The following is a 16,587-nucleotide window of genomic DNA, read 5'->3' as shown; positions in this document are numbered from 1 at the left end:
AAACAGATGAGTTTGTGGTCCGATTCAAGTAATCGGATCATGGGTGCGTTGAGATCGCCGGGTGGGAGCGTGATGGTTGCCGACAAGCTGGATGACTATATCGACGCCGTCGCGACGGCGATGGGGCTACCGGTCGAGGACGCCTGGCGGCCGGCGGTTCGTGCCAACCTCGAAGTCTCGCTGAGGCTGGCGCGCATGGTAGATGAATTCCCGCTTCCCGACGAGACCGAGCCGGCCAGTGTCTACTCCGCCTGATAGCGCAATGACCGATCAATCCCCGTCCGCCGCCGACATCGCAGGGGCCGTCGCCACGCGAAAGCTCTCGGCACTGGAAGCAACCGAGGCGGCGCTCGCCCGCATCGCAAAGCACGATTCCGTCCTCAACGCCTTCACCGACGTCACCGCCGATCGCGCCCGCGCCAAGGCCAGGGACGTCGACGCCGCGATTGCGGCCGGCCAAGACGTCGGCCCGCTCGCCGGCGTTCCCTTTGCAGTGAAGAACCTGTTCGACGTGCAGGGCCTCTCCACGCGCGCCGGATCGAAGATCAATCGCGATCTGCCGCCGGCCGCGCGCGATGCGACGCTGATCGAACGGATGGAAGCGGCCGGTGCCGTGCTGGTCGGCGCGCTCAACATGGGCGAATACGCCTATGACTTCACCGGCGAGAACGTGCATGACGGCCCGTCGCGCAATCCGCACGATCCGACGCGGATGACCGGCGGCTCCTCGGGCGGCTCCGGCAGTGCGGTGGGCGGCGGACTGGTACCGATCGCGCTCGGCTCCGACACCAACGGCTCGATCCGCGTGCCCTCGTCCTTCTGCGGTACCTTCGGCCTGAAGCCGACCTATGGCCGGTTGTCGCGCGCGCGGTCGTTTCCATTTGTCGCAAGCTTCGATCATCTCGGCCCGCTGGCGCGAAGCGCGCGCGATCTCGCGCTCGCCTATGATGCGATGCAGGGGTCTGATGCAGATGACGCCGCCTGCACCACGCGGCCGGTCGAGCCGGTGATGCCACCGCTCGCGCAAGGCATCGGTGATCTCCGCATCGCCATTGCTGGCGGCTATTTCCAGCAGAACGTCTTCCCCGAAGCGGTTGAAGCCGTTGGCCGCATCGCCAAGGCGCTCAACGCGACGCGAATGGTGGAGATTCCGGAAGCCGCGCGCGCCCGCTCGGCGGCCTACGTCATCACGACGACGGAAGGTGCTTCGCTGCATCTCGACCGCCTGCGCAAGCGGCCGAATGATTTCGATCCCGCGGTGCGTGATCGCCTGATCGCGGGTGCGATGATTCCGGCGCCCTATGTCGACAAGGCGCAAAAGTTCCGGCGCTGGTACCGCGAGAAGGTGCTGGAATTGTTCAGGACGGTCGACGTGATCCTGGCCCCGGCGACGCCCTGCGTGGCGCCGAAGCTTGGGCAGGTGAATTTTACGCTCGATGGAGTCGAACTGCCGGTGCGCGCCAATATCGGCATTCACACCCAGCCGATTTCGTTCATTGGCCTGCCGGTGGTGGCCGTCCCGGTTCCACTCGAGCCGATGCCGATCGGCGTGCAGATCATCGCCGCGCCGTGGCGCGAGGACATCGCGCTGCGGGTCGCCTACGCTCTGGAGCACATGGGTGCGGCCGCCGCGCCGCCGCCGCGAGGAATCTAGCGAATGGAAATCGATCTGCCCGACGTACTTGCCGAAGTGACCGCGCAATTCGACCGCTACGAGAAGGCGCTGGTGTCGAACGACGTCGCTGTGCTCGACGAATTGTTCCGCAACGACAAGCGCACGCTGCGCTACGGCATGGGCGAAAATCTCTATGGCTATGACGCGATCATGGCGTTCCGCGCCGGGCGCTCGTCGGTCGGGCTCAATCGCCGGACCGACAAGACCGTGATATCGACCTACGGCCGCGACACCGCGGTCGCCTCGACGCTGTTCTTTCGCGACTCCGCACCGGGCAAGGTGGGGCGGCAGATGCAGACGTGGATACGCTTCCCCGAGGGCTGGAGAATCGTCGCCGCGCATGTCAGCATCATCGACGAACCGAAGGATCCGAAGACATGAGTCTGGACGATCTTCCGCGTAGCCCTGCTGCCGCCGGACCGGAAATGCTGGTGCGGCGCGTCGACCGTCCGTTTCCGCAACAATCCAAGACCACGCGCGCCGAGGAGCTGCGCCTGCAGCTTGCCGATGAGATCGTGCGCGGCGCGCTCGGGCCGGGCTCGCCGCTCGATGAAACCGATATCGCGCGCCGCTTCAATGTCTCGCGCACGCCGGTGCGCGAGGCGCTGCGTCAGCTTGCCGCAAGTGGTTTGGTCGAAGCGCGCGCCCATCGCGGCGCGGTGGTGGCGCGGCCCTCGGTCGAACGGCTCACCGGCATGTTCGAGGCGATGGCGGAGTTGGAAGCGCTGTGCGCGGCGCTCGCCGCCGAGCGGATGACGGCTGCGGACCGGCATGCACTCGAAGCCGTGCATGAGGAATTGCGCGTGCTCAGCTACACCGGAAATCCCGAGCGCTTTCACGAGGTCAACGAGCGCTTCCACAACACGATCTATGCCGGCTCGCACAACGACTATATTGCGGAGATGACATTGGCGACGCGGGTCCGCGTGCAGCCGTTCCGCCGCGCCCAGTTCCGCAATCTCGGACGATTGGCAAAATCGCATGCCGAGCACGACCGCGTCGTGGTCGCGATCCTGCGCGGCGACAAGACCGGCGCCGCCACCGCCATGCGCGCCCACATCACATTGGTGCGCGGCGAATACGAGATCTACGCAGTCTCGGTGTAGTTCCGTAGGGTGGGCAAAGCGAAGCGTGCCCACCATCTCACGCACTGCTCGTGGTGGTGGGCACGCTTCGCTTTGCCCACCCTACGAAATCGGTGTTGTCGGAAACGTTTCTCCGCGTCATTGCGAGCGCAGCGAAGCAATCCATCTCTCCACAAGCGGCGGCATGGATTGCTTCGCTGCGCTCGCAATGACGGCTAGACCGTAGCGTTCTCCGCCACGAACGCGCGCCAGCCGCCGAAGGCGGAGATGTCGCGCGCGCCGTTGATGGCCGCTGGCTCCACGAGGAAGCCTTTCACCTCGCGGCCATCGGCGAGGCGGATCGTGCCGATCGAGAGCGGCGGCGGGATCGCGGCGACGAACTTGCCAAAGGAAGCCGGTGAGAGCGCCCAGAGTTCGAGCTTGATTGCCGATCCCGCGCCCGCCTCGACCCGCAGCATGCCGGGTTTCGGCGGCGTGGTGCCGAGCGCATAGAGCCTGTAGTCCGGAGCGGTCGTGGCCTCCTCGAGCAAACGTCCGTCGAGCGTGCGCAATTCGCCGTTCAGCGCCATGCCGGACAGGTGCGCGCCGACAACGGCGATCGGAATGTCCTCGCCGCTTGATGGCGGTAGCGGACCGAGCGGCGGCTGCGGCAGCGACTTCGCGCCGATCGGCAGCCTGGTGTCGGCATGGAAGACGCGGCCGATGCTGGCAAGCAGCGCGTCGCGGCCGGCCGGCGCCAGCAGCGTGATGCCGAACGGCGCGCCGTCCGGCCGCATCGCCGACGGCAGCGCCAGGCCGCAGAGGTCGAGCAGGTTGACGAAATTGGTATAGGTGCCGAGCCGGCTGTTGAGCTCGATCGGATTGGCCAGCACCTGCGCGGTTGAATAGACCGTCGGCGCTGTCGGCAGCACGATCGCGTCGATCGAGGCGAAAGCGCGCTCGGCGATCCGGCGCAGCGCCTGCAGCCGGTAGAGCGCGGCAAAGGTCTCGGCGGCGGTCAGCCGCGCGCCGGCCGCGGTGATCTCAAGCGTGACCGGGTGGATCGACTCCGGTGATGAGGCGAGCAGATTGCGGATCACCAGATAACGCTCGGCGACCCATGGGCCTTCGTAGAGCAGCCGCGCGGTCTCGTAGAACGGTTCGAGGTCGAATTCGACCAGCGTCGCGCCGAGCGCGGCCCAGCGTTCGACCGCTTCCGCGTAAAGCTGCTCTGACTGGCGGTCGCCGAAGAAGATCAATTGCCCATTTCGGGGGATGCCCAGCCGAAGCTCGGCGGGAAACTCCGTCATCCCGGCAAGCGGCCGATCGCGCGAGAAGGGATCGGCGCCATCGGGGCCGGCCATCACCTTGAGCGCAGCCATGGCGTCGTCGACGGTGAGTGAGAAGACCGAGATGCAATCGAGCGTGCGGCAGGCCGGCACCAGGCCCGCGGTCGAGATCAATCCGAGGCTCGGCTTCAATCCGACGATCTTGTTGAGCATCGCCGGCACGCGGCCGCTTCCCGCGGTATCCGTGCCCAGCGCCAGCGGCACCAGTCCGGCGGAGACCGCGACCGCCGATCCCGAGCTCGACCCGCCCGGAATGAGGTCGTCGCGGACCGGATTCCTGGGGATGCCGTAGGGCGAGCGCACGCCGACGAGACCGGTTGCGAACTGGTCCAGATTGGTCTTGCCGATGATGATCGCGCCGGCTTCGCGCAGCCGTGCCACCGCGGTGGCGTCATGCGTCGGCATGTAGGAGAAGGCGGGGCAGGCCGCGGTGGTGGGCATCCCCAGCGCGTCGATATTGTCCTTCACCGCGACCGGCACGCCATAGAGCGGCAGGCGCGCGGCGTCCTTGCCGGCCAGCGCCTCGGCTTCCGCCAGCGCGTCCTTCCCGTCGCGTAGGGTGATGAAGATGGCGGGATCGCCATGGTCGCGGACGCGCTGAAAACTGCGCGCGACCGTTTGCGCAGGCGTCATGGTGCCGGCGCGATGCGCAGCGACGATCTCAGCGGCGGTTTCTGTCACGTGGTGCCCCGTCCGTTGGTCGACCGATCTCCGCCACGATCGACGGCGCCCGGCCTGACAAAACCCAAGCCCGACCGAAGCAAGCGATGTGCCATTGTGTACATTTCCGATCCGGGCGCGGTTACTGGAATCGGCACGTAAGATCAGCCGCTTAGGGCAGGCGTGGGAATTGGCAAGAGTTCCAGGAGGCAATCCGCCGCAACGGGATTGCCCAATCATTGGGCAGGACGATTTGAGGCGAGGTACGCCCCGCGCCGGGGGTCAGGTGAAGCAGGAGAGGATCTGAAGCAGGCGCTCCCGGTTCTCCTTGCCGATCTTCTCGGCTACGTGACGTTCGTGCTCGGCAGCAAGCCGCTTGAACTGACGCAGCGATGTCTCGCCTTGCGCGGTAAGATACAAGGCGTGGGACCGCCGGTCGGACGGGGACTGGACCCGCTTGACCAGCTTGCGCCGCTCGAGGCCGTCCAGGAGGTGCACCAGCCTGGCGCGCTCGATCCCGAGCCGCTTCGCCACCGCCATCATGAGCTGCGCCGGGCAAGCCCGGTCAGGACGGGCGAGGAGGAAACCATGACGATTGCCGCCGCGCGCGGGGACAATCCTGATCATCTGTTTGCTGTGCCCGCGATCGTTGCCGATCGGCGGGGCGACGGCAGCATCATCGTGAAATCGACCGTGCCCTTGCGCGAGGGCGCGCGCTGCGTTGGCGACTGGCTGGAGCATTGGGCGCGGCAGGCGCCGAACAGGGCCTTCCTCGCCGAGCGCGCCGATGTCGAGGCGCCCTGGACCACCGTCAGCTATGCCGATGCCTTGGCGCAGGTGCGTTCGCTTGCCTCCTGGATCCTGGCGCAGGGCCTCAGCGCCGAACGCCCGGTAATGATCCTTTCCGACAACAGCATCGATCACGCGCTGCTCGCGCTCGCCGCCCAGCATGTCGGCGTGCCGTCGGCTGCGATCTCGCCGGCCTATTCGCTGATGTCGAAGGATTTTGACAAGCTGAAGGGTATGGTCCGGTCCGGCTGCTCGAGCCCGGCGCGATCTATGTCTCCGCCACCAGGCCGTTCGCGGCGGCGCTGGCGGCAATCAAGTCGCTGCATGCGGCCACCATCATCAGCGGCAATGCCGACGACAGCGATGCGATTTCGTTCCGCGCCATCGCGGCTACGCCCGAGACCGCGGAGGTGGAAAAGGCGTTCGCGGCGGTGACGCCGGACACCATCGCAAAATTCCTGTTCACCTCGGGGTCGACGGGCGCGCCGAAGGCCGTGATCAACACCCAGCGCATGCTGACCTCGAGCCAGCAGGCCAAGGCGCAGACCTGGACCTTCCTCGATGCCAACAGCGACGATCTCGTGATCCTGGACTGGCTGCCCTGGAGCCACACCTTCGGCGCCAACCACAATTTCAACCTGGTGCTGCGCAACGGCGGCACGCTTTATATCGATGGCGGCAAGCCGGCGCCCGGCCTGTTCGGGACGTCGCTCGCCAATCTGCGCAGCGTGGTGCCGACGGTCTATTTCAACGTGCCGCGCGGTTTCGACATGCTGATCTCGGCTCTACGCGACGATCATGCGCTACGCCGCAAATTCTTCGGCGAGGTGAAATTCGCCTTCTATGCTGGCGCGGCGCTGCCGCAGAATCTATGGGACGCGCTGGAAGAATTGTCCGTGAAGACGGTCGGCCGCCGGCTTCCGATGGTATCGGCCTGGGGTTCGACCGAGACGTCGCCGCTCGCGACCGATTGCCATTTTCTGGCGGAGCGTTCCGGCAATATCGGCGTCCCGGTCCCGGGTACCGAATTGAAGCTGGTCGCCTCCGGCGACAAGCTCGAGGTCCGCGTGCGCGGGCCCAATGTCACGCCGGGCTACTGGAAGGCGCCGGAGCTGACGGCGCAGGCGTTCGACGAGGAGGGCTTCTACCGGATCGGCGATGCCGTGAGGTTTGCCGATCCGGAACAGCCGGAACGCGGGCTGTTCTTCGACGGCCGCGTTGCCGAGGATTTCAAGCTCAATTCCGGCACCTGGGTCAGCGTCGGCACGCTGCGCGTCGCCGGCATCGCCGCACTGGCGCCGCTCGCGCAGGACATCGTCGTCACCGCCCATGGCGGCGACGAAGTTCGCTTCCTGGTATTCCCCAACATCGCCGCCTGCCGCGCGCAGGCCGCGTTACCCGACAGCGCCGATATCGCCGATGTGATCGGCCACGAATCGATCCGCGGCGCGATCGCGCAGGGTCTTGCCAGACTGAGGGCGCAGAGCGGCAACTCCTCCGGCCACGCCACGCGCGCGCTGTTGCTTGCGGAGCCCGCCTCCGTTGACGGCGGCGAGATCACCGACAAGGGCTACATCAACCAGCGCGCGGTGCTGACGCGCCGCGCGGACGCGGTGGCGATGCTGGATGACGATACCTCGCGTGAATGGATCGCCTGCGTTAGCTGAGGCAGCGCGTGCGGTCAGGAGCCGGTCTGGCGGGTCACCGCGCCGAGATTATTGTGCAGCCGCCGCAACAGGTCGATCAGCATCTCCCGCTCGTCCTTGCGCAGGCAGGACAACAGCCGACGCTCGCGATCGAGCGCGGCGACGATGACCTTGTCATGGATGGCGCGGCCTCTGGCCGTTAGCGTGATCGAATGGCTGCGGCCGTCGTTCGGGTTGGCGCGGATCGCGACCAGCCCGCGCTTCTGCAACAGCGCCAGCGTCCGGCTCACCGGTCCCTTGTCGAAGCCGATGATGTGGCAGATGCGCGAGGCGGGGATGCCCGGCTCGATCGCGAGCTGCGACATGATCCGCCACTCCGTGACATTGACGCCGAAATGACGCTGGTAGAACGAGGTGGCGCTGTTGGAGAGCTTGTTGGCAATGAAGGTGACGAAGCCCGGCACGTAGCGATCGAGGTCGAGTGTCGGGCCGGAATTGACAGCCGCTGCTTGTGCGGGTCTCGGCCGGCGCGGCTTCCTGGGGGAGGTTTGAGTGCTCATTTCCTTGATCATCGCTGCGGGGTCGCGGCCCGCAATAAGGTCGTTCCAGCGGTTCTTTTTGGTTTAAGGCTATCGCGCCACCTTGCTGCTGCCCTGGGTGATCAGCCGGGCCGCGCGCTGGTCGCGGGCGTGAATCCAGAGCCAGCTCAGCGCGACGCTGAGGCGGTGGCGGATGCCGATAAGGAAGTAGATGTGGGCGATGCCCCAGATCCACCAGGCAATGGCGCCGCGTAGCTTGAGCCAGCCGAAATCGATCACGGCCAGCCGCTTGCCGATCTGGGCGAGGCTGCCCTGGTGCTTGTAGCGGAATGGCGGCAGCGTGCGGCCTTCAAGCCGCGCCCTGATCAGCGTCGCAACGTAACGCCCTTCCTGCTTTGCCGCCGGTGCGATGCCGGGCACCGGCTTGCCGTCGGGACCGGCGATCGTGATGGTATCGCCGATCGCAAAGATGTCGGGATGACCGGGGACGGTGAGGTCGGGATTGACCTGTAGCCGGTAGGCGCGGTCGGCCGGCGCGTTCAGCCATTCGGCGGCCCGTGAGGCGCGCACGCCGGCAGCCCAGATGATGGTCCGCGCCTCCAATCTCTTGCCGCCATAGACCACGCCGTCGGCATCGCATTCGGTGACCGGCGCGCCCAGCATCACCTCGACGCCGAGCTTTTCGAGCGAACGCTGCGCGTAGGTCGAGAGATCGTCGGGAAAGCCTGCGAGTACCCGCGAGCCCGCCTCGATCAGAACGACGCGGGTCTTGTGGGTGTCGATGTTGCGGAAGTCAGGCGCCAGCGTGTCGCGTGCGAGGTCGGCGATGGTGCCGGCCATTTCGACGCCGGTCGGTCCGGCGCCGACGATGACGAAGGTCAATAGCGCCGCGCGCCGCGCCGGATCGGTCTCGCGCTCGGCGCCCTCGAAGGCAACGAGGATGCGCCGCCGCAGCGTGGTGGCATCCTCCAGCGTTTTCAGGCCTGGTGCGAACGGTTCCCATTCGTCGTGACCGAAATAGTCGTGGCGTGCGCCCGTCGCCAGGATCAGCGTGTCATAGGGGACGCTGTCGCCGTCATCGAGCACGACACGCTTGCCTTCGGCGTCGATGCTGTTGACGTTGGCGAACAGTGTCGTCACCTCGCGGCGGTCGCGCAGGAGGTGGCGGATCGGCCAGGCGATCTCGGAGGTCGCCAGCGAAGCGGTCGCGACCTGGTAAAGCAGTGGCTGGAACAGATGATGATTGCGACGGTCGATCAAGGTAATCTTCACCGGCGCGCCGGCGAGCCCAAACGTCGCCTCCAAGCCACCAAAGCCTGCGCCGACGATCACCACGTGATGCGGATCTTTCGACGGCGTCGTCATGGATTATCGCCCCGGGGTTCTCGGTATCTCCGGGTAGATTATGTATTCATTTGTGCAGTTGTTCCAAGGCGCTTCTTTCTAATCGCACGATAGCGAAAACGTATGGCTCAGGCCTTCCGTGGTGCCGCGGCCGTGATCGGCGACGGCGCCGAGGAGCGCAAAAATTCTTCCTGTGACACCGTATCCTTTGACCGTCGCCAAACGTCCTTGGGATGCGCGATGGCTTCCGCATCGCGGCTCGAACCAGGGAGAGGACGATGACGACCAGGCTGATCAGGTACAAGGCGAAGCCCGAAATGGCCGACACGAACGCCGAACTGGTTGCGGCGGTGTTTGCGGAACTGAAGGCGGCAAAGCCCGATGGCGTGCGCTATCTCACGCTGCGGCTGGAGGACGACACGTTCATCCATGTCGTGGAGACCGCATGCGACGACGGGTCCAGCGCGTTGCCGCAGCTCGCCGCGTTCAAGGCGTTCCAGAGCGGCATTCGCGACCGTTGCGCCGAGCCGCCGCTGGTTCGCAGCGCCAGGGTGGTCGGCAACTACCGTATGCTGGAGCATGATCCTGAGCAGGGAGAATGACGCCAGTGTCCGATGCATCGGTGGCCGCGGGTCTCGACAGCCTCCTGGTCGTGCTGCGGCCGCGGCTGCACCGCTACTGCTCCCGCATGGTCGGTTCGGTGATCGACGGTGAGGACGTGTTGCAGGATGCGCTGATCAAGGCGGTGGAAGCGTTTCCTTTGGCTGGGGAGATCCAAAACCCGGAAGGCTGGCTGTTCAGGATAGCGCACAATGCCGCGCTCGATTTCCTGCGCCGCCGCCAGCGGCAGGCCGCGCTCCGGTCGGCGGAGGAGGTCGACATGATGGCCGACGAGCTCGACGACATCGCCCGCCGCGAGATCGCCGCCGCCAGCCTGCGTACTTTCATGCGCCTGCCGGTGGCGCAGCGCAGCAGCGTGATCCTGAGGGACGTGCTCGGCTATTCGCTGGCGGAAGTCTGCGAGATCATGGACCTGAGCCTGGTGGCGGCAAAGGCCAGCCTGCACCGTGGCCGGGTCCGGCTGCGCCAGCTCGCGCAAGAAGGCGACGACGCGCCGCGGCCGAAGCTGACGGACGCCGATCGGGCCCGTCTTTCCGCCTATGTCACCCATTTCAACGCCCGCGATTTCGACGCCATCCGCGCCATGATCGCCGACGACATCAAGCTTGATCTCGTCAGCAGGACCCGGCTCAATGGCAAAGCCGAGGTTTCGCGTTATTTCGGCAATTACGCCAAGGCCAGCGACTGGCATCTGGTGCCGGGGCTTGTGGAAGGCCGTCCCGCGATCCTGGTGTTCGACCCTACGGCTCCCGGCGCAGCGCGGCCGAAATATTTCGTGCTGCTGGACTGGCGGGCCGACAGGGTCGCGAATATCCGGGATTTCCGCCACGCGTCCTACGTGATCGAGGACGCGGACTATCTCGTGTAGCGGGGCGCCGCGAAAGGCGGCCGGCAGCAGCTCAAAACTGCGACAATGGTTGCCCAGGCAACCGGCACTATAATTCTTGCCAGCCTCACATTTTACGAATTATGGTGCAGATCGGGCGCGAGCATGCGCCGAAGGTTCTAAACGCCGCCTTCGGTTCACGCTTGCTGCCCAGTCAGGATTCCGCGCACAAAACACGTCACCCTGAGCGGGAGTGACGGGGGCACGGATGGCGCCGCCGGACGGTTCACCCGCCTAGCGGGCCGGTTGGAATGGTTGAGGAGGGGAGTGAACATGAAAACGTCATTTTGGCTGGCGGGCGTGACCGCGCTGGCGTTGGCGCAGCCCGCACTTGCGGCTGACACGATCAAGATCGGCTTTGTCTCGACTTTCAGCGGTCCGACCGCCGTCATCGGCAACGACATGCGGAACTCGTTCGAGCTGGCGCTTGACCATCTCGGCCGCAAGATGGACGGCAAGCCGGTCGAGGTGATCTATGAGGACGACCAGCAGAAGCCGGATGTCGGCAAGCAGAAGACCGAGAAACTGGTGCAGTCCGACAAGGTCGACTTCATCGTCGGCTACATCTGGTCGAACGTGCTCCTGGCCTCGCTGAAGACCGCCGTCGACAGCAAGACCTTCCTGATCTCGGCCAATGCCGGTCCGTCCCAGCTCGCCGGCGAGCTTTGCTCGCCTTACGTCTTCTCGACCTCCTGGCAGAATGACCAGACGCCCGCCGCCATGGGCCTCTACATGAATCAGAAGGGCGTGAAATCGGTGTTCCTGATCGGGCCGAACTATGCCGCCGGCAAGGACATGCTTGCGGGCGTCAAGAGCACCTTCAAGGGCGAGGTGGTCGGCGAAGAATATACGGTGTGGCCGAGCCAGCTCGATTTCTCCGCCGAGCTGACCAAGGCGCGCAACTCGAAGGCCGAGTCGATCTTCGTGTTCTATCCGGGCGCCGCCGGCGTGCAGTTCCTCAACCAGTATGTGCAGGCCGGCATCAAGCAGCAGATCCCGCTCTATACCGCCTTCACCATCGACGAATTGTCCTTGCCGCTGCAAAAGGAAAACGCGCTCGGCATTCCCGGGGCCCAGGAATGGGTGAACGACCTGCCGAACGAAGAGAACAAGCGCTTCGTCGCCGATTACCGCAAGAAATACGCGAACCTGCGCCCGACCTATTACGGCGCGCAGGCCTATGACGCCGCCCAGCTCATCAACAGCGCGGTCGTCGCGGTGAAGAGCGACCTGACCAAAAAGGATGCGATGAAGGCGGAGATGGAGAAGGCGAACTTCAAGTCGCTGCGCGGCCCGTTCAAATATGGCAACAACCACATCCCGATCCAGAATTTCTACCTGCAGGACGTGGTCAAGGACGCGGACGGTCAGCTATCGCTGAAGACGGTGGCAACCATCGTCGAGAACGACCAGGACCGGTTCCACGACAAGTGTCCGATGAAGTGAGGGTAAGTCACCTCGCCCCGCTTGCGGGGAGAGGTCGGATCGCTCTTGCGATCCGGGTGAGGGGGACTCTCCGCGGGCGCGGTGTTCGCGGAGGCAGCCCCTCACCGCGACGCTCTCAGAGCGAGCTTTCGCTCGTCTCGACCCCGCAAGGGCGGGGCGAGGGAGAAGGCGGCGGTGCATATGCGCTGCCGCTGTTTTGTTTGTGAGGCTGATATAAGTCGCCGATGTTCCTTCTGATCGAACAACTTCTGAACGGATTGCAGTTCGGCCTGCTCTTGTTCCTGCTGGCGGCCGGGCTCACGCTGGTGTTCGGCATCATGGATTTCGTGAATCTGGCGCATGGTTCGCTGTACATGATGGGCGCCTATTTCGCCGCGACCTTTGTCGGCTGGACCGGCAGCTTCGTGCTCGGTGCGATCCTCGCGCTGGCCGCCACGCTTCTGCTCGGCATCGCCCTTGAATTCGTGGCACTCAGGCATCTCTATGGCCGCGACCATCTCGACCAGGTGCTGGCGACCTTCGGCCTGATCCTGTTCTTCAATGACATGGTGCGGCTGATCTGGGGGCCGGCCGGCCTCGCGCTGCCATTGCCGACATGGCTGACCACCCCGGTGCAGCTTCTGCCCGGCGTCTACTATCCGGCTTACCGGCTCTCGATCATCGTCGTCGCGCTGCTGGTCGCCGCGCTGCTTTATCTCGTGGTGATGCGCACCCGCATCGGCATGTTGATCCGCGCCGGCGCCTCCAATCGCGAGATGGCCGGCGCGCTCGGCATCAACATCAAGCTGCTGTTCACATTGGTGTTCGGCCTTGGCGCCGCGCTTGCGGGCCTTGCCGGTTTGATGCAGGCGCCAATCCTGACCGTGCAGATCGGAATGGGCGAGAACATCCTGATCCTCGCCTTCGTCATCATCGTGATCGGCGGCATCGGCTCGATCCGCGGTGCCTTCCTCGCCGCGATCTTCGTCGGCATAATCGACACGCTCGGCCGCGCCTTCCTGCCGGATTTGCTGCGCATGGTGCTGAGCGGTGCCGCCGCCTCGACCGCCGCGCCCGCTTTGTCCTCGATGCTGATCTACCTGTTGATGGCGATCGTGCTGGTCGTGCGGCCGGAGGGGCTGTTTCCGGCCGCCAAGCGATGAAATCCAAGCTCAACGCCAGCAACGCCGTCGTGGCGGTGGTTTGTGCCGCGCTTGTCCTGCTGCCGGTCTATTCGGCGGTTACAGGCAATATCTTCATCCTGACGCTGTTCACGCGGATCATCATCTTTGCGCTGGCGGCCTCGAGCCTGAACCTGATGATGGGCTATGGCGGCATGATGAGCTTCGGCCACGCCGCCTATCTCGGCATCGGCGGCTATGCCGTCGGCATCTCGGCGGCCGAGGGCATCGGCTCCGGCTTCATCCAGTGGCCGGTGGCGCTTGCCGTCTCCGCTTTGTTTGCGCTGGTGATCGGCGCGCTATCGTTGCGGACCCGCGGCGTCTATTTCATCATGATCACGCTCGCCTTTGCACAGATGGCCTATTACGTCGCCTCCGCGCTGTCGCGCTACGGCGGTGACGACGGCCTGACCATCTACAAGCGCAGCACCTTCGACGGGCTGATCAACCTCTCGGACCGCACGCAGTTCTATTATCTCTGCCTCGCCTGCCTGTTCGGCGGCGTCTACCTGATCTGGCGCATCGTCAATTCGCGGTTCGGCCTGGTGGTGCAGGGCGTGCGCTCCAACGAGCAGCGCATGCAGGCAATCGGCTTTCCGGCCTATCGCTACCGGCTGACCTGCTTCGTCATCGCGGGCACCATCTGCGGCCTTGCCGGCGCGCTGCTCGCCAACAACACCGATTTCGTCAGCCCGGCCGTGATGTACTGGACGCGGTCCGGCGATCTCATGGTGATGGTGATCCTGGGCGGGATGGGCTCGCTGTTCGGCCCGTTGATTGGCGCAATCGTCTATCTCGTGCTGGAAGAATTGCTGTCGCAGTTCACCGAATATTGGGCGCTGATCATGGGCCCGCTCTTGCTCTTGATCGTCCTGTTCGCGCGTGGTGGCATCATGGGCCTGCTCGGGAGGGTGCGTCGTGGCTGATCCCCTGCTTCGCGTCGACAATCTGGTGCGCCGTTTCGGCGGCATCCTCGCGACCGACAATCTGTCGCTCGAAGTGCCGCGCGGCGAACTGCATGCGATCATCGGACCCAACGGCGCCGGCAAGACTACGTTGATCAGTCAGTTGACCGGGCAATTGATGCCGAATTCCGGCACCATCCATTTTGCCGGTCGCGATGTCACGGGGTTGCCGTCCTACCGGCGAAGCCGGCTCGGGCTGGCGCGCTCGTTCCAGATCACCTCGCTCTTGAAGGATTTCAGCGCCATCGACAACGTCGCGCTCGCGGCGCAGGCGCATGATGGCCATTCCTTCCGCTTCTGGGGCAACGCGCGAAAGGAGAAGCATCTGCGCGATACTGCGCGTGCGGCGCTGGAGCGCGTCGGGCTCGGATCGCGCGCCGATGTCCTGGTCTCCGAGCTCAGCCATGGCGAGCAGCGCGAACTCGAACTTGCGGTGGCCCTTGCGACCAAGCCGCAGCTCTTGCTGCTGGACGAACCGATGGCGGGCCTCGGTGTCACCGAATCCGCGCGGATGGTCCACCTGTTGAAGGAGCTGCGCAAGGAGTTCACCATCGTGCTGGTCGAGCACGACATGGAAGCGGTGTTCGCGCTCGCCGACCGCATCACGGTCCTGGTCTATGGCCGCGTCATCGCCTGCGACACGCCGGATGCGATCCGCCGGCATGAAGAGGTGAAGCGCGCCTATCTCGGCGAACAGCATGCGGTGACCCGTCAGGGAGGCCCAATTGGCTGACACATTGCTCGACGTCGAAGGGATCGAGACCTGCTACGGCCTGAGCCAGGTGCTGTTCGGCCTGTCGCTGTCGATCAAGCGCGGCGAGATGATCGCGCTGATGGGCCGCAACGGCATGGGCAAGACCACCACGATCCGCTCCATCATGGGGCTGACTCCGGCGCGGTCAGGCGCGATCCGCTTTGCCGGGCAGCAGGTTCGCGGCCTGCCATCCTACAGAATTGCGAAACTCGGCATCGGCCTGGTGCCCGAGGGCCGGCAGATCTTCCCGAACCTGACGGTGCGCGAAAACCTGGTCGCCGCCTCAGGCAATCGCCAGAGCAGCTCCGATCCCTGGACGCTGGAAAAGATCCACGCGCTGTTTCCGCGCCTCGCCGAACGCGGCAGCAACATGGGCGTCACGCTCTCCGGCGGCGAGCAGCAGATGCTCGCAATCGGCCGCGCGCTGATGACCAATCCCAAACTCCTGATCCTGGACGAGGCCACCGAAGGCCTCGCGCCCCTGATCCGCGACGAGATCTGGAGCTGCCTCTCGATGCTGAAGGGGCGCGGCCAATCCGTGCTCGTGATCGACAAGAACGTCGGAAACCTCGCCCGCATCGCCGACCGCCACTACATCATCGAGCGCGGCCGCACCGTGTGGAGCGGCACGTCGGAGCAACTGGTCGCCGAGCCCGATCTGCAGCACCGCTATCTCGGGATTTGATGTACGGCTTGGCGGTCTGGACGAGCTGGGCCGCGTACCCCGCTTGCGCGACCCACTGAAGTCGATGTCCGCTTCGCGCCCAACCTCCCGCTCAAACCTTGAAGTAACCCGGCTGGCCGATGTCGGCGATCAAGCTAGCCCCAGTGGGCGTCCAGCCCAACCGCTGCTGCGTCAAAGCGCTGGAGGCCGGCATGTCCAAACCGGCGAACATTGCCAGTGGCCCGTAATAATCGGCCGCCTCTTCCTTCTTGATCGAAACGACCGGCACATTCAACGCGCGGCCGATCACTTCGATGACTTGGCGCATGGGTACGCCTTCCTCGCCAACCGCGTGGTAAATTCCGTCTACCGCGCCCTTCTCCAACGCAAGCCGGTATAAACGGGCGACATCCAGCCTATGCGCCGCTGCCCAGCGTTCGGCGCCTTCGCCGATATAGGCGGCGGCGCCTTTTTGACGCGCGAGCTCGAGCAGATAAGTGATCAACCCAGCTTTTCCGTCGGCGCCATGCACTTGCGGCAGGCGTATTGCCATCGCGCGCACACCACGCGACGCATAGGCCAAACCGGCCTGCTCGGACACGCGCGGAACATGCGGGCTTGAATCGCGTCGCATATCTTCGGTGATCATCACACCTGGCGCGATGAGGCCCGTTCCCGAGGTCACGATGAAAGGCTTGTTCGTGCCAGCCAGCACGTCGCCCATTGCTTCGATGGCGGCCTTGTCGATCGCGCCATTCTCCGCGAATTTCGAGAAATCATGGATGAAGGCCAGATGGATCACGCCGTCCGAATCCCTTGCGCCGCGCTTCAGGCTTTCCAGGTCCTGCAGCGAGCCGCGATGAACCTCCGCGCCTAGTTTCTCGAGCGTCTCGACGTTCGCTTCGGAGCGCGCGAGGCCGACGACTTGATGCCCGTTGGCGATGAGTTCTTTTGTAGTTTCGGTGCCGATAAATCCGGCGGCGCCGGTGACGAATACGCGCATGAGAAGCACTCCCTGTTCGGAA

At 65.0% G+C, this 16,587-nt stretch carries 16 protein-coding genes and 1 pseudogene; 12 read left to right on the top strand and 5 right to left on the bottom strand.

The features are described from left to right. Positions 1-72: 72 nt before the first annotated feature. The 4 genes from AAFX91_RS07930 to AAFX91_RS07915 are packed head-to-tail and all read left to right on the top strand — an operon-like array spanning position 73 to position 2,781. Positions 73-255 (top strand): DUF4089 domain-containing protein, encoded by a 183-nt coding sequence (locus tag AAFX91_RS07930; RefSeq protein ID WP_130578333.1) that lies wholly within the window; start codon positions 73-75, stop codon positions 253-255. A gap of 7 nt (positions 256-262) precedes the next feature. Then, positions 263-1,654 (top strand): AtzE family amidohydrolase, encoded by a 1,392-nt coding sequence (locus tag AAFX91_RS07925; RefSeq protein ID WP_245475855.1) that lies wholly within the window; start codon positions 263-265, stop codon positions 1,652-1,654. 3 nt (positions 1,655-1,657) lie between these two features. Further along, positions 1,658-2,056 carry an oxalurate catabolism protein HpxZ gene (gene hpxZ / locus AAFX91_RS07920; RefSeq protein ID WP_130578314.1) on the top strand — a complete coding sequence of 133 codons (399 nt, stop codon included), beginning with the start codon at positions 1,658-1,660 and terminating at the stop codon, positions 2,054-2,056. Further along, positions 2,053-2,781, top strand: coding sequence for a GntR family transcriptional regulator (locus tag AAFX91_RS07915; protein ID WP_130578313.1), 729 nt, complete (start codon positions 2,053-2,055; stop codon positions 2,779-2,781). Before hpxZ ends, AAFX91_RS07915 begins: the two co-directional genes overlap by 4 nt. Before the next feature lie 194 nt (positions 2,782-2,975). Here the strand turns inward: AAFX91_RS07915 and atzF are convergent, their stop codons facing one another. Continuing rightward, entirely contained in the window at positions 2,976-4,769 is a 1,794-nt protein-coding gene (gene atzF / locus AAFX91_RS07910) for an allophanate hydrolase (RefSeq protein WP_394566078.1), read from the bottom strand. Between the two features lie 261 nt (positions 4,770-5,030). Beyond that, complete coding sequence (locus AAFX91_RS07905) at positions 5,031-5,291, bottom strand: MarR family winged helix-turn-helix transcriptional regulator (protein WP_394566077.1); 261 nt, start codon at positions 5,289-5,291, stop codon at positions 5,031-5,033. 45 nt (positions 5,292-5,336) lie between these two features. Between AAFX91_RS07905 and AAFX91_RS07900 the strand changes: the two are divergent. After that, a pseudogene (locus tag AAFX91_RS07900) lies at positions 5,337-7,204 on the top strand (feruloyl-CoA synthase). A 14-nt stretch (positions 7,205-7,218) separates the two neighbouring features. Here AAFX91_RS07900 and AAFX91_RS07895 read toward each other — a convergent pair. Beyond that, the gene (locus tag AAFX91_RS07895) at positions 7,219-7,743 is read right to left on the bottom strand and encodes a MarR family winged helix-turn-helix transcriptional regulator (protein WP_394566076.1); all 525 of its coding nucleotides are present in this window, start codon (positions 7,741-7,743) and stop codon (positions 7,219-7,221) included. 69 nt (positions 7,744-7,812) lie between these two features. Next, on the bottom strand, positions 7,813-9,087 hold the full coding sequence (locus tag AAFX91_RS07890; protein WP_394566075.1) for an NAD(P)/FAD-dependent oxidoreductase: 1,275 nt from the start codon (positions 9,085-9,087) through the stop codon (positions 7,813-7,815). Between the two features lie 257 nt (positions 9,088-9,344). On the opposite strand from AAFX91_RS07890, the gene AAFX91_RS07885 reads away from it, so the two are divergent. From AAFX91_RS07885 to AAFX91_RS07855, 7 genes are all read left to right on the top strand, one after another. After that, the gene (locus AAFX91_RS07885) at positions 9,345-9,668 is read left to right on the top strand and encodes a hypothetical protein (RefSeq protein ID WP_394566074.1); all 324 of its coding nucleotides are present in this window, start codon (positions 9,345-9,347) and stop codon (positions 9,666-9,668) included. Next, a complete protein-coding gene (locus AAFX91_RS07880) occupies positions 9,665-10,555 on the top strand; it encodes a sigma-70 family RNA polymerase sigma factor (protein ID WP_394566073.1) in 891 nt (296 codons plus the stop codon). The genes AAFX91_RS07885 and AAFX91_RS07880 overlap by 4 nt, the downstream gene beginning before the upstream one ends. A gap of 291 nt (positions 10,556-10,846) precedes the next feature. Next, positions 10,847-12,019: an ABC transporter substrate-binding protein gene (locus AAFX91_RS07875; RefSeq protein ID WP_130578306.1), complete on the top strand. Its 1,173-nt coding sequence runs from the start codon at positions 10,847-10,849 to the stop codon at positions 12,017-12,019. A 224-nt stretch (positions 12,020-12,243) separates the two neighbouring features. Further along, entirely contained in the window at positions 12,244-13,161 is a 918-nt protein-coding gene (locus AAFX91_RS07870; RefSeq protein ID WP_282531545.1) for a branched-chain amino acid ABC transporter permease, read from the top strand. Beyond that, complete coding sequence (locus AAFX91_RS07865) at positions 13,158-14,105, top strand: branched-chain amino acid ABC transporter permease (RefSeq protein WP_394566072.1); 948 nt, start codon at positions 13,158-13,160, stop codon at positions 14,103-14,105. Before AAFX91_RS07870 ends, AAFX91_RS07865 begins: the two co-directional genes overlap by 4 nt. Further along, on the top strand, positions 14,098-14,877 hold the full coding sequence (locus AAFX91_RS07860; RefSeq protein ID WP_394566071.1) for an ABC transporter ATP-binding protein: 780 nt from the start codon (positions 14,098-14,100) through the stop codon (positions 14,875-14,877). The genes AAFX91_RS07865 and AAFX91_RS07860 overlap by 8 nt, the downstream gene beginning before the upstream one ends. After that, positions 14,870-15,583 (top strand): ABC transporter ATP-binding protein, encoded by a 714-nt coding sequence (locus AAFX91_RS07855; RefSeq protein WP_394566070.1) that lies wholly within the window; start codon positions 14,870-14,872, stop codon positions 15,581-15,583. Before AAFX91_RS07860 ends, AAFX91_RS07855 begins: the two co-directional genes overlap by 8 nt. Before the next feature lie 91 nt (positions 15,584-15,674). Here AAFX91_RS07855 and AAFX91_RS07850 read toward each other — a convergent pair whose 3' ends face one another. Then, positions 15,675-16,565 (bottom strand): SDR family oxidoreductase, encoded by an 891-nt coding sequence (locus AAFX91_RS07850; protein ID WP_394566069.1) that lies wholly within the window; start codon positions 16,563-16,565, stop codon positions 15,675-15,677. Positions 16,566-16,587: the final 22 nt, after the last annotated feature.

This window comes from Bradyrhizobium sp. 31Argb (assembly GCF_043638955.1).
Lineage (GTDB): Bacteria > Pseudomonadota > Alphaproteobacteria > Rhizobiales > Xanthobacteraceae > Bradyrhizobium.
Note: the sequence above shows the minus strand (reverse complement) of the source record. Positions and strands in the feature narration are given on the sequence as shown.